This window comes from Rhizobium changzhiense (assembly GCF_013087625.1).
In the GTDB taxonomy this organism is placed as follows: Bacteria; Pseudomonadota; Alphaproteobacteria; order Rhizobiales; family Rhizobiaceae; genus Rhizobium; species Rhizobium sophorae.
This window is the reverse complement of the sequence record NZ_JABFCQ010000004.1, coordinates 393,075-405,603: the sequence shown is the minus strand read 5'-3', so window position 1 is coordinate 405,603 and position 12,529 is coordinate 393,075. Positions and strand designations below refer to the sequence as shown.

12 protein-coding genes are annotated in these 12,529 nt (G+C 60.2%); 5 read left to right on the top strand and 7 right to left on the bottom strand.

All coding sequences use genetic code 11. From position 1 onward, the window contains the following. Positions 1-117: 117 nt before the first annotated feature. From G9X68_RS22160 to G9X68_RS22140, 5 genes are all read right to left on the bottom strand, one after another. Entirely contained in the window at positions 118-435 is a 318-nt protein-coding gene (locus G9X68_RS22160; protein WP_003561417.1) for an ArsR/SmtB family transcription factor, read from the bottom strand. A gap of 115 nt (positions 436-550) precedes the next feature. Continuing rightward, complete coding sequence (locus G9X68_RS22155) at positions 551-1,300, bottom strand: HugZ family pyridoxamine 5'-phosphate oxidase (protein ID WP_171604243.1); 750 nt, start codon at positions 1,298-1,300, stop codon at positions 551-553. A gap of 31 nt (positions 1,301-1,331) precedes the next feature. After that, complete coding sequence (choV, locus tag G9X68_RS22150) at positions 1,332-2,384, bottom strand: choline ABC transporter ATP-binding protein (protein WP_171604242.1); 1,053 nt, start codon at positions 2,382-2,384, stop codon at positions 1,332-1,334. Continuing rightward, positions 2,381-3,226 (bottom strand): choline ABC transporter permease subunit, encoded by an 846-nt coding sequence (gene choW, locus G9X68_RS22145; RefSeq protein WP_171604241.1) that lies wholly within the window; start codon positions 3,224-3,226, stop codon positions 2,381-2,383. The genes choV and choW overlap by 4 nt, the downstream gene beginning before the upstream one ends. A 72-nt stretch (positions 3,227-3,298) precedes the next feature. Beyond that, entirely contained in the window at positions 3,299-4,255 is a 957-nt protein-coding gene (locus tag G9X68_RS22140; RefSeq protein ID WP_171604240.1) for a choline ABC transporter substrate-binding protein, read from the bottom strand. A gap of 236 nt (positions 4,256-4,491) precedes the next feature. On the opposite strand from G9X68_RS22140, the gene G9X68_RS22135 reads away from it, so the two are divergent. From G9X68_RS22135 to G9X68_RS22120, 4 genes are all read left to right on the top strand, one after another. After that, on the top strand, positions 4,492-5,094 hold the full coding sequence (locus tag G9X68_RS22135) for a thymidine kinase (protein WP_171604239.1): 603 nt from the start codon (positions 4,492-4,494) through the stop codon (positions 5,092-5,094). A gap of 76 nt (positions 5,095-5,170) precedes the next feature. Beyond that, positions 5,171-6,244 carry a hypothetical protein gene (locus tag G9X68_RS22130; protein WP_171604238.1) on the top strand — a complete coding sequence of 358 codons (1,074 nt, stop codon included), beginning with the start codon at positions 5,171-5,173 and terminating at the stop codon, positions 6,242-6,244. A 149-nt stretch (positions 6,245-6,393) separates the two neighbouring features. Further along, entirely contained in the window at positions 6,394-7,524 is a 1,131-nt protein-coding gene (locus G9X68_RS22125) for a DUF2333 family protein (RefSeq protein ID WP_171604237.1), read from the top strand. A gap of 258 nt (positions 7,525-7,782) precedes the next feature. Continuing rightward, entirely contained in the window at positions 7,783-9,075 is a 1,293-nt protein-coding gene (locus G9X68_RS22120) for an MgtC/SapB family protein (protein ID WP_171604236.1), read from the top strand. A gap of 6 nt (positions 9,076-9,081) precedes the next feature. Here the strand turns inward: G9X68_RS22120 and G9X68_RS22115 are convergent, their stop codons facing one another. Further along, entirely contained in the window at positions 9,082-9,543 is a 462-nt protein-coding gene (locus G9X68_RS22115) for a PAS domain-containing protein (RefSeq protein ID WP_171604235.1), read from the bottom strand. 46 nt (positions 9,544-9,589) lie between these two features. Beyond that, the gene (locus tag G9X68_RS22110) at positions 9,590-10,315 is read right to left on the bottom strand and encodes a helix-turn-helix transcriptional regulator (RefSeq protein ID WP_171604360.1); all 726 of its coding nucleotides are present in this window, start codon (positions 10,313-10,315) and stop codon (positions 9,590-9,592) included. 484 nt (positions 10,316-10,799) lie between these two features. Between G9X68_RS22110 and G9X68_RS22105 the strand changes: the two genes are divergently transcribed. After that, positions 10,800-12,497 carry a hypothetical protein gene (locus G9X68_RS22105; RefSeq protein WP_171604234.1) on the top strand — a complete coding sequence of 566 codons (1,698 nt, stop codon included), beginning with the start codon at positions 10,800-10,802 and terminating at the stop codon, positions 12,495-12,497. The last annotated feature ends 32 nt before the right edge of the window (positions 12,498-12,529 follow it).

Genomic DNA, 12,529 nt, shown 5'->3' with positions numbered 1-12,529 from the left:
CAAATCGCAAATTTGCCGGTCGTGCCATAAGGTTCACGTGCTGAAATAGCGTTGCCAAGCCTCCGGGAACATTCCCTTGTAGCACGGCATCGGCCGACATTCATGTCAGCGCTATCATTAAGCGGCGGATCTGTTCCGGTTCTGCACGAGGTAGATGTCTTCGAGCGTTGCCAGGATCTTCATGACCGGCTCGGAGGTGCTCGAATAATAGATGGTTTGTGCGTCCCGACGGGTCTTGACCAGCTTTTGGGCGCGCAGCTTCGACAGGTGCTGAGAAAGAGCCGACTGGCTGAGCCCGACCTGCGTCGCAAGCACGCCGACGGCCACTTCGCCCTTCACGAGGCTGCACAGGATCAGCAATCTTTTCGGGTTGGCCATGGCCGACAATAAAGCTGCCGCCACATTCGTGTGATCGGCCAAATCAGAGGTTTCCATATGTTATCTTCCTAATGCGAAACGTACGTCAAGCGGGTTGACGCACAGCGCCAGCCGGGATTTTGACTGACACCAAAAGCTATCAACTAGGCTCGAAGATTGTATATACCTAAATTTAAGGTATCGAGTATGCTACTTTAGACATGTTTGAACAAATGTGATCGGCATCCACAGCGAGGGTTTCGAACTCGTATCGCAGAAGGAAGTCGCCGGAAATCATCTCGAAACCTGAGGAATCGATACCACAAATGCGCCAAGGACCCGACTCTGGCGCCTTTAGCCTGATAGCGAGGGCGTCGGCGATATCGGGATGGCGTTCTACTAAATCTCGCACTGCTTCTGTTGCCCCGGCGGCAATCTCCTCATTCGCGGCCGACTGGATTATGAGATCGTTCCCATCGAGCTGGTAGGCGCGGCCGAATCCGCCATTGAGGCTGGCCTGCTCGGGCTTGAGACGGAAGAACAGGAAATCGGGAAAGTCGATATAAAGCGCCGCCTTGCTGTGGCGGTCGAGAAAACGCGTGCGGATACGCTCATGGATTGCATTACCACGCTCGACGGGTTCTGCCAGGCATTGGGTCGTCAAACGGGGATAGGCGAGGGGGTCGCCCTTGCCGGGTTCACCGGTCAGGAGCGAAGCGCGCGGGTCCTTGGCGAGCGCTTTGGTGTGGGCCGACAGCTTCGAAACCAGGATCACGGGCGTTCCGTCGATGTCGGTAGCGACCAGCGCGCGGCTGGCAAAGGGAAAGCCGGTCTCGGGGTCGAGAACGGCGATCGCAGCATAGCGGGCGGAGCGCAGCAACACGCGGGCGAGCTTGCGGGCTTCGTCGTCGGTTTCGCGTAAAGGGGAGGGCTGATCTTTCATATCCGCTTTGTGGCAAAGCGCGTGGAAAACATCAAGCGTCCTGCTTGCGGCGATGACGGGTGAGGCCGGCGACTATATCCTGGGCCGAGATGGTGCCGACGATCGCACCATTCTCAACGATGCCGATACTGCCCGGCTGGCGGGCAAGGGCATCGAGGACATCGACAAGCGGGGTCGCGGCGCGTGCCGTGGCGCTGACGCTCATGCCGGCGGCAGTCTGGCCGAGGCCGGGCTGCATCACGTCGGCCGCCGTCAGCATATTGATCGGATTAAGGTTCTGCACGAAATCCGCGACATACTGGTCGGCAGGGTTCTTGACGATGTCATGCGGCGTTCCGCACTGGATGATACGGCCGCCCTCCATGATGGCGATGCGATTGCCGATGCGGAAGGCCTCGTCGAGATCGTGGCTAACGAAGAGGATGGTCTTCTTCAGCCGCCGCTGGAACTCCAGGAGTTCGTCCTGCAGGCGAGTACGGATCAAAGGGTCGAGGGCCGAAAAAGGCTCGTCCATCAGCAGGATCGGGGCGCCGGTGGCAAAGGCGCGGGCAAGCCCGACGCGCTGCTGCATGCCGCCTGAGAGTTCGTTGACCTTGCGGTCCGCCCATTTCGTCAGGTTGACGAGTTCAAGCTGCTCGCCGACGCGGAGCTTGCGTTCGGTCTCCGGCATGCCCGCGAGCTCGAGGCCGAAGCCGACATTGTCGGCGACGGTGCGCCAGGGTAGGAGGGCGAACTGCTGGAACACCATGGAGACGGTGTGGGTGCGCAGGTCGCGCAAGGCTTTGGCGTTGCATCTGTAGGGATTGACCGAGCCGGTGGCTGCCGAGACCGCGACATCCCCGCGTACAACGGGCGCGAGCCCATTGACGGCGCGCAGCAACGTCGATTTGCCGGAGCCGGACAGCCCCATCAACACCAGGATCTCGCCTTCCTCGATCGTCAGCGAAGCATCGGCGACGCCTAGCACCAGCCCGGTCGCGGCGCCGATTTCGTCGCGCGTTTTGCCCTGGTCGACCATGGCAAGTGCTGTTTCCGGCCGGTCGCCGAAGATGATGCTGACATTATTAAAGCTTACCGCGGTCATGCAGCGCCTCCTTCACCCGCCGTGCGGAACATCCGGTCGAGAATGATTGCCAGGATGACGATGCAGAAACCCGCCTCGAAACCCTTGGCGATATTGACGGTGTTCAGCGCACGGACGACGGGCACGCCAAGCCCGGGAGCGCCGACAAGGGCGGCGATGACGACCATCGACAGCGACAGCATGATGGTCTGGGTAAGACCCGCCATGATCTGCGGCGTGGCGAAGGGAAGCTCGATCTTGCGCAGCACCTGTAACGGCGTCGCGCCGAAAGCGACGGCGGCTTCGACGAGGGACGGCGGCGTCGAGATGATGCCGAGGCGCGTCAGCCGGATCGGTGCGGGGATTGCGAAGATGACGGTCGCGATCAGGCCCGGCACCATGCCGAGGCCGAACAGGATGAGCGCCGGGATCAGATAGACGAATGTCGGTATGGTCTGCATGAGATCGAGCACCGGGCGCATGGCAGCATAGACCCAAGGGCGACGGGCGGCGGCAATGCCGAGCGGAATGCCGATCACCATACAGACGAGGGTGGCGGCGAGCACGAGGGCGAGCGTCTCCGTCGTTTCCTTCCAGTAGTCCTGGTTCACGATCAGCAGCAGCCCGAGACAGGTGAAGACGGCGACCGCGATCGACCGGCGCAGCCAAAAGGCGATGGCGGTGATGGCAGCGATGACGATCAGCGGATGAGGCTTCTGCAGCACGAAGAGCAGGCCGTCTATGGCGCTCGACAGCAGGAAGGCGATCTGGTTGAAGAACCATTCGCCGTTCGATGTCAGCCAATCCACGAAGGACTTGGCCCAGGGGCCAACGGGAATCTTAAATTCGGTGATCCAATTCAAGGGGGCGCCTATCCAGAAAAACAACAATCGGACAAAAATGAAACGGGGCGGCGAGACGCCCCGTTCATATCATCAGAGGCCGAGGCCGGTCTTGGCGGCCGCCAGGGCTTCGCCGCTGCCGTCGCGGGTCTTGACGCCCGCAAGCCAGGGCTCGAGCGCTGCGGGGTTCGCCTTCAGCCATTCGGAAGCCGCAGCTTCCGGCTCCTTGCCGTCGTTGAGGATCTTGCCCATGATCTGGTTCTCCATGTCGAGGGAGAACTTCAAGTTCTTCAACATCATGCCGACATTCGGGCATTCGTCGAGATAACCGGCACGCACGTTGGTGAAGACCTTGGCGCCGCCGAAGTCCGGGCCGAAGACCTTGTCGCCGCCTGTGAGGTAGGTCAGCTTGAAGTTGGTGTTCATCGGATGGGGTTCCCAGCCGAGGAAAACAACGGGCTTGCCTGATTTGTCGGCGCGGGCGACCTGGGCGAGCATGCCCTGTTCGGAGGATTCGACGACTTCCATATCCTTCAGGCCGAACTCGTTCTTCTCGATCATGTCCATGACGAGGCGGTTGCCGTCATTGCCGGGCTCGATGCCGTAGATCTTGCCGTCGAGATCGTCCTTGTGAGCGGCGATATCCTTGAAGTCCTTGATGCCGAGTTCCGCACCCTTGGCGTTGGTTGCGAGCGTGTACTTGGCGCCGACGAGGTTCGGGCCGAAGGATTCGACCGACTTGTCGTCGAGATAGGGACGGATGTCCTTCTCCTGCGTCTCCATCCAGTTGCCGAGGAAGACATCGATGTCCTTGTTCTTCAGCGAGGTATAGGTGACCGGGACCGAGAGAACCTTGACATCGGTCTGATAGCCGATGCTCTTCAGGACGACGGATGCGGTGGCGGTGGTGGCGGTGATATCCGTCCAGCCGACGTCCGAGAAACGAACGGTGGAGCAGCTGTCGGGATCGGCAGCGAAGGCGGCGGTCGCAACGGAGAGGGCGGCGACGGCAGTTGCGGTAACGAGTTTGAACGTGCTTGTTGTTTTCATTTTAGACTCCCAGTCTTTAGGTTCCCAAGCCAACCATCAATAGTCGAGTTTGACAAGCGACCTCCGTGCGTTTGCGCCGTATCGCCCCATGCGATTGCGACGTCCGCGGATTTTTTCGCAATGCTTTGTTTTAGGGGCTTTCAGCGGTTTTCGAGCCGGATTCCTGTGATTATCGCTCCCTCAGGGCTTTTCTTTGCCATTCCGAGCTTTCAATAAACCGATCAAGGAGAAATCGGATGGCAAAACTCTATTTCAACTACTCGACGATGAACGCCGGCAAGTCGACGATGCTGCTGCAGGCCTCCTACAATTACCAGGAGCGCGGCATGCGCACGGTGCAGCTGATCGCCGCCTTCGACGAGCGCGCGGGCCGAGGCGTCATCGGCTCGCGGATCGGCTTGGAGGCGAGCGCCATTCCCTTCGAGCCGCATGAGGATCTGTTCCGGTTGGTCGCGACGCTGAGCGGCGAAGGGGCGCCGATTTCCTGCATCTTCGTCGACGAGGCGCATTTCATGACGCCTGTCCATGTCTGGCAGCTGGCTCGCGTCGTCGACAGGCTCGGCATCCCTGTGATGGTCTACGGGCTAAGAACCGATTTCCAGGGCAAGCTGTTTCCGGCCTCGCAGCAACTGCTGGCGATCGCCGACGAAATGCGCGAGGTGCGCACGATCTGCCATTGCGGACGCAAGGCGACGATGGTTGTGCGGCTCGACGCGAAAGGAGAAGTGTTGCACGAAGGCGCGCAGATCGATGTCGGCGGCAACGAGAAATATGTCTCGCTCTGCCGCAGGCATTGGGACGACGCGATGAACGGTGCCTGGATCGCCGAGCCGGTCTGAAGCCGGCGACGCTGCCTGTTTTCTTTGGCGCCGCAAGCGACTAGCTTGGGGTCAGGAGATTCCCTGGAGAGGCTTGGTGCGCAAACCCCCGCCATTCGACAGCCAGTATGAAGCCGCAGGCAGCCTTGCCGAAAGGATTGCGGCCGAGGGAGCCTATTGCGTGGCCGCGATCGGTGCCTTCGGCGGCGACGAAACACGATCGGCCGACGAGGTCTTCCTCGAGCAGAATGCCCGCTTCCAAGCCCATATCTCCGATGCTGCAGCGCTCGACGCCCAACTGGCCGAGCTGGTCTTTTGCCTCGACCGGCTGACGGCCGAGGTTTCAGCCGATCTCGACAGTTTCCGGGGGCTGACGCTGCGCGAGAAGATGGCCGGCTGGGTGTCGCGCCAACGGATGTGGCGCATGTATACCGAACGCGTGCGCGAGGCGCCGGTCATCGAGCGGCTGCTCGACCTTTTGACGAAATCGGACGCGCTGGCCGGGCTGATCGCCGGCCAGCGCGCCGCGCTCACCGACCGGCACAAGGCGGCCGAACTCAGCCTTGTCGATATCGTCGAGCAGAGGCGTCGGCTGGTCGTTTCCATCGATATCGCCCGCCTCAAGATGAAGGAGCTCAATGCCAAGGCGCTGACCACGCAAGGCCGTATCGGCGTCTATGGCAACAGGGCGCATTGGGAGCAGATGGAGGCGGAGCGGCGGGCGCTGAAAGCGGAGGCCGAGCGGATTTCCGCCGGGGAGCACGAGATGCGCGACGACAGCCAGCGGCGCGAGCGTTTCATCGGCCTGTTCCAGACCTTTGTCGATTCGCTGAACGGCCGGATCGCCGCCTGCAATGCGCTGTTGCGCAAGCTGTTCATCGACGTGGAAGAGCGGCTGATCATCTACCAGGCGCAGGTCGATACCGACCGGCCGGGCATGAAGGTGAGGATCAAGCCGGAACTCTTTCCCGATATCGCCCCGCCGATCAGGCTGTTCGAGAAGGGCATGCTGGTCGCTCAGGATCTGGAGCGGCGCAAGAGCCGTGCCGATCTCGAATTCGCCAGAAGGTTTCCGACCTATGCCGAACCGCCGCCGGAAACATCGGGAGCGCCTCTGATCGACACGGCGCGCAGGTCCTTCCGTTTCAGCTGGCCTTTCCTGCGCTCCTGACCCGCCGGTCGAGGCAATACCCCTCTTCCGCAATGCTTTCATTCCGAAAAATCGAAGGGCTCGTGTTGTGCTCGGCCCATCGAGCGCATATGTGGGATGCAGCGGGGCGGCAATGTCCCGATGTTCGCCTCGCCTGACAGGAGACGACGATGCTTGACCGGATAGCCGGTTTTTTCAGGCTGATCGGCCAGACGATCGGCCGCTGGGCCCGCCTGTTTTCCGCCTGGGCCTTCTGGCCCTTTCTTGCCGCGCACGGCTGGTATCAGCGCCGGAGCTGGATGATCCGGCTGCCGGTCATCGCGTTCGTGGTGCTGCTCGTCGGGCTCTACGGCTATTTCTTCTGGCAGACACAGGTCTGGTCGAATTTCAACACGGCCTTCGTCGACCAGTACCGGCTTTCCGAACGCAAGGTTGCCGCCGGGCAGGAAGTGCCGGTCGCCGAGGGGACGAATGCTGTGCCTGCCAAGACCTGCCAGCGCTCGGCGATCGTCGACGTCGCGGCCGATCTGACAGATTTCAATGTCAATCAGAATGCGTGGATCTCCTCCATGCTGCTCTACAAGATGGGCTTCTTCGGCATCGACTGGGATCACACGCCTTTCCTCGACAACAAGGCGTCGTTCCAGCGCGGCGTCAATCAGGCGGTCCGGCGGACCTCGGCGGAGCTGGTCGATACGCTTGGGCGCGTGCGCGGCACGTCGGGCATCAACAACGACCTGCAGAGCGCGCGTGGCAATCTGCAGTTCGACGAAAACAGCTGGTATTTCGGGCTAAATCCCTTCGGGCCAAAGACGCCGACGCCTTCCTATTATCGCTCGGCGATCGGCAGTCTGCGCAAATTCAACACCGATCTCGCCCTCTGCAATGTCATTTTCGACGGCCGCGCCGATAATCTGATGCAGTTCATCGACCGCATTGCCAACGATCTCGGCGGCACTTCCGACATGCTCGCGGAGCGCTCGGAAAACCACAATCGCGGCTGGTTCGATACACGCGCCGACGACCGATTCTGGTTCGCCTATGGCCAGCTCTATGCCTACTACGCCATCCTTGCCGCCGCGCAGGCGGATTTCTCGCAGGTGGTGCAGGAACGCAATCTCGGCGCGATCTGGGGCAGCACGACGCGGCAATTCCAGGCCGCACTGCGCATCCAGCCCGCGATCATCTCGAACGGTCGCGAGGACGGCTGGATCATGCCGAGCCATCTTGCCACCATGGGCTTCTATATTCTGAGGGTGCGCTCCAACCTCGTCGAGATCCGCTCGGTGCTCGACCGGTAGAGCAAGCAATCAGATTTCAACGCATTCACACACGCTGTGCTGAAGATGTCGGGTTCCCTGTCGGCGGCTGCAGCCGACGCCGGCACGATGAAAGATACGTCCAGAAGCAGCTCGGCCGAATTGACTGCCAATGCCGACGGGGACCGGTTCCGCGTAGTGTCAATCTCACTCGACCGTCTTCGCGTTGGGGAAAGACTGCTATGGACAGGTCTCATCACTGGCGGCAATGTTGCTCAGGATTCGATGCAGGGACCTGGCATGGAGAATCTCGAACTCTTCGAACGTTTCGGGCTGGCGATAGCCATAGGCGCCATTGTCGGCGTGGAACGCCACTGGCGTGAACGCGATGAGGAGGAAGGAAAACGCACTGCTGGGCTGCGCACTTTCACGCTTGCCGGTATGTTGGGGGGGCTTGCCGGCTTCATCGAGCAGGCCGTTTCCGCTCCGTCGACGCCCCGTGGGCTCGTCGTTACCGGCATCCTGATTGCCTTTTCGGCCGTCTTCGCGCTCTATCAGTACCGGGAATCGGAGGCATCCGGCAGCTATAGCGTTACCTCCGTCATCGCCGGGATGGCCACTTTTTCGCTTGGGGCGCTGGCTGTGCTCGGGAGCCTCACCCTTGCGGCTGCAGGCGGTGTAGCGCTGGTGGTGATATTGGCTAGCCGCGAGGTGCTGCACGGCTTCATGAAAACGCTGACCTGGAATGAACTGCGTTCGGCGATCATATTTCTCGCGATGGCCTTCATCGTATTGCCGGCCCTTCCCACAACGCCCATCGGTCCCTTCGGCGGCGTCTCGCCGGCTGAAACCTGGATGCTGGTCATTCTGCTCGCCGGCATTTCCTTCATCGGCTATGTGGCGGTGAAGGCGCTTGGGCAAACGCGCGGCGAACTGCTTGCCGGAGCCGTCAGCGGCCTGGTCTCCTCAACAGCCACCGCCATCAACAATGCCCAGCTCAGCGCCGCCGGTCATCCGCCACAGGTGTTGGTCGCCGGAGCGCTTGCTGCCAATGCAGTCTCTTGCCTCAAGGTCGCGTTGTTTTCGGCCCTCATCGCCGCGCCGATCGCGTGGCGGATCGGCCCGGCGCTCGTTGCCGCCGCTCTCGTCATGGGCGGCATTTCCCTTTTGATCGCGCGTCGCAATACCACTGAAAGTATATCCCACAATTCGCGTAACCCCTTCGAACTTCCGGCAGTGCTGAAAATGGCACTTCTGCTCGTCGCCGTGGCCTTTCTGGCGCGAGCATCGGCGGCTTTGTTTGGCGATGCAGGCCTGTTGACCGTTTCGATGCTCTCGGGTATTGCCGATGTCGACGCCATTACCGTCACCGTTGCCGGCATGCTTGACAGCATCGGCACTGAGCTTGCAGCGACCGCTCTTGGCGTTGCAGCAATCTCCAACACCGTGGCGAAAAGCGGCTATGCCGTCGCGCTCGGCGCGAGCGCCTACAGCATACGCTTCCTCTTGGTCAATGCCGGAGCGCTCGCTGTGGGATTCTTCGTTTACCAAGCCCTGCCTGCGCTGCTGCAAGCAGTGGTCCTTTCGCGCTGAGGGCGGTCAGCGGGGTATCGTGTTGTCCTCGAAGCCGACGACGCGCAGTTTCTCGACGAATTCATAGGTGATGCCGACGATGCCGCCGCCGCTTTCATCGCTTCGGAAGCGGCCAACGCTGCGCACCAGCTTGTAGCCGCCAAGCCGGTTGTCGACGCGATAAACGAAATGGAAGCCGACGCCGTGAAGGCTTGCCTCTTCGAAGGTTTGGGCGATCAGGCTGCGGTCCTCCTCGTGGATGCGCGACATCAGCTCTGTCAGGTTGACAGGGCCATCGCTGTAGGGGAGGCCGAAGATTGCGTGGACATCCTCGCTTGCAAAGAAATGTCCGGTCTCGATGTCGATGCGCCAGAAGCCGAAAAGACGATAGGAGCCAAGCATCTGGACGACTTCCGCATCGGTGATGCCGATGTGGGCGCGGGATTGTTCTGTCTTGTCAATAACGGGCTGTTCGAAGTGAAGAGGCACGATTCCCCCAGATCACGGGACGACGTGCCGACTCTCTTCTGATTCCTCAGTTGATCAGCTTCAATCGAATTGCCTTAGCTACCAACTGGGTCCGGTTGACGCAATCGAGTTTTTTGATCGCGTTCGTCATATAGGCGTTCACCGTATGGTCCGAGAGCGCCAAAATCTGACCGATTTCGATTGAGGTCTTGCCCTGGGCAGTCCATCGCACAACTTCTAGTTCTCGAGTCGACAGCGCGTTATGCGCGCACTCCTCATTGCGCTTGACTGCATTGTATGCATCGAGTGCATGGAGAATGATCATTGCCAGCTCGTTGATCTCGCTCTGGCCGAGTGCGGCGCGCTCGCCACAGAACCAAAAGACGAGACGCTGGCCGTCGGCTGCAATGGTCGGCATGGCAACGCCTGCCGGTATGGCATGGCGCAGCATCAGGGCACGAAGTTCGGCCGGAAAGGCCTGACCATTGGAGGCGTCGTTGAGGTGCCAGACCGGCGGCACGGCAGACTCCCTTAACCTTACGCCGAAAGGGCAGCCGCGCATCATGTGGGCTCGGTCGAAATCCCTGACATAGGCGGCCGGAAGCGAGCTCTCGATCAGCAGGGGTTTCAAGAGGAGGTCTTCGGGGGAGGGGGCGTGCATCAGCGTCGCATGCGACAATCCGAAGGCTGTGGAGACCCTGCCGAGTGCCTGCGCGAACAGGCTGCGCGTTCGTGCGGTCGCAAGCTCTGCCGAAAGCAATGACTGTCTTTCAGAGGTAGTCATGTAAGACATTTGTACGCCCCCGGGCAGCCCTAATGTTACCGCTATCAAATACAGAAAATCGGTGGGATGCTAGCCCCAATTGACCTAACGCAAGCCGATTCATTCAAATTGTGAAAAATTAGCCACAGTAGCTCGCGCCCCGGTTGAGTTTCGACTTGCAAAGATAGCGTCGCGGTATCTTTGAGTTCCTCCATGGCCGCCTAACTATAGATCTCGCCCAACCGGGCAGGGAGAGAATCACTTTGGGAGAATTTCGGGGGCAGAACACGGATCCCCCCGGCACCGGCGTAAAGGCGATTGGGCCGGTCCACCTGCAGCGCTTTGCGCGGGCCGGGTGATCTGCCGTGAACACGGCCGCAGCGGGTCGCCATGTCAGCCGGATTGCGAATGAGAGAACAAAGATAAGAGGACCGCAGCGGGCGTCGAAATCCGACTTGCTGGCAGTCAATCCAATTGCTAAGCCTATGCTCAGTACAACTGAGGCAATTTAATCGTGCGCTTTGCAATTTCCTTTTTGGTGAAGTGTCTATTTTCCAGATTATTACTTGTTTTTCTCCTTTTGACCTTGCCGATCGGGGCGGCAACCTCGCAGGCTGCCGGGGAGAAGAAGGCGGCACAGCCGCCGATGAGCTTCATCCTCGTGCGTAGTCATCTCTGCCAGGAAAACTGTCCGGAATGGATATCGGCGGAGGGGCGCATAACGTCCGATACGCCCGCGCGGCTGAGAAAAATACTCAAGAAGATCGGCGGCCGTAAATTGCCTGTCGTTTTCCGTTCGGAAGGCGGCGACGTCGATGCCGCCTATGCGATGGGCCGGATGATCCGCAAGGCCGGGCTGGAAACGGCGGTCGGCGGCACGCGGCTCAAAGATTGCCCGGTTGGGGATATGCGCTGCCAAGCCGCTATTGCCAAGGACGGTAGCGCGGTCGGTTACACCTATTCGTCCGGTGCATACTGCTTTTCCGCTTGTCCGCTGGCGTTCGCCGGCGGTACGTCGCGTGTCGCATCGCAATGGGCCTTTATCGGTGTCCACCAGATCACGACCGTCTACAACAAGGTGCGTGTTTCCTATCGCATCGAATACAAGATCGTGAACGGCAAGAAAAAGGAGATCTCCCGCAAGGAGGTCGGACGCAAGGTGGCGGGGCGGAGCAGTTCCACCAAACTTGGAAAGAAGGCCACCGCTGCCTTGACGGCCTATCTGAAAGAAATGGGTGTCAGCGAGGATCTGATTGGTCTGATGATGAGCGCCACGCCTGACAGCATCAACATCGTAGTACCCGCAGATGCCCTTCGAATGGGGCTTTCGACGGACATGCTGGCTTATAATGAATGGCCCGGGATGCCGCTCTGCGCGCCGGATGCAGCGGCCGATGCTGTCTGTCACAGCCATCCGGCAGCCGAAGCGCCTGTGGCGGCTAAGGCGCCTGTATCTAAGACGCCGGTATCTGAGACGCCCGTGCAGGATGCGGCCGCAGACACAAGCGGGAGTCTGCCGAAAAGCCGGCCGATGGACTTCCTCCTGATGTCCAATGGCAACTGCCAGGAAGAGTGCAGACAGTGGATTTCTGCGGATGGAGACATCACGCCGGATACGCCGGCTCGGCTGAAGGCGATGTTGATGACGCTCGGCGACAGAAAGCTGCCGATCGTCCTTCAGTCTAGTGGCGGGGACATGGATGCGGCTTTCGCGATGGGGCGTATGATCCGTGCTGCAGGTGTGGAGACCTCGATTGGCAGAACGCAGTTGCCGAATTGTCCAAAGCTGGATCCGCGTTGCAAAGCCAGCATCGCCAAAAGCGGATCGACCGAGGGCGAAGTCTTCGCCGGCCGTGCGTACTGCCTTTCGACCTGTACTCTTGTCCTGATGAGCGGAACGCCGCGGATTGTCGGATATTCTTCGATCGGCATCGTTAGGCCCACGACGACTGAATATACGACATTCTTCGCTTATTTCGACGAGATGGGCGTCAATGCCGAGACATACGAGACGATGATGCCCGCCACATCAACTGAGCGAGGAAGTATCATACTTCCTTCTGAGGCGCTCAAGCTTGGCATCATCAATGGTATCCTCCCTTATGATGAAGAGCCCGGCTTGCATGTCTGTGGGCCGGAGGCGAAGGAGAGCCTTCGATGCCCGAGAAAAGCTGAGGTAGAGATCGTTCCTGTTGCTGCTTCGGTCAATTGATCTCAGAACGCGAAAGAGCATAGCTCGGCGTT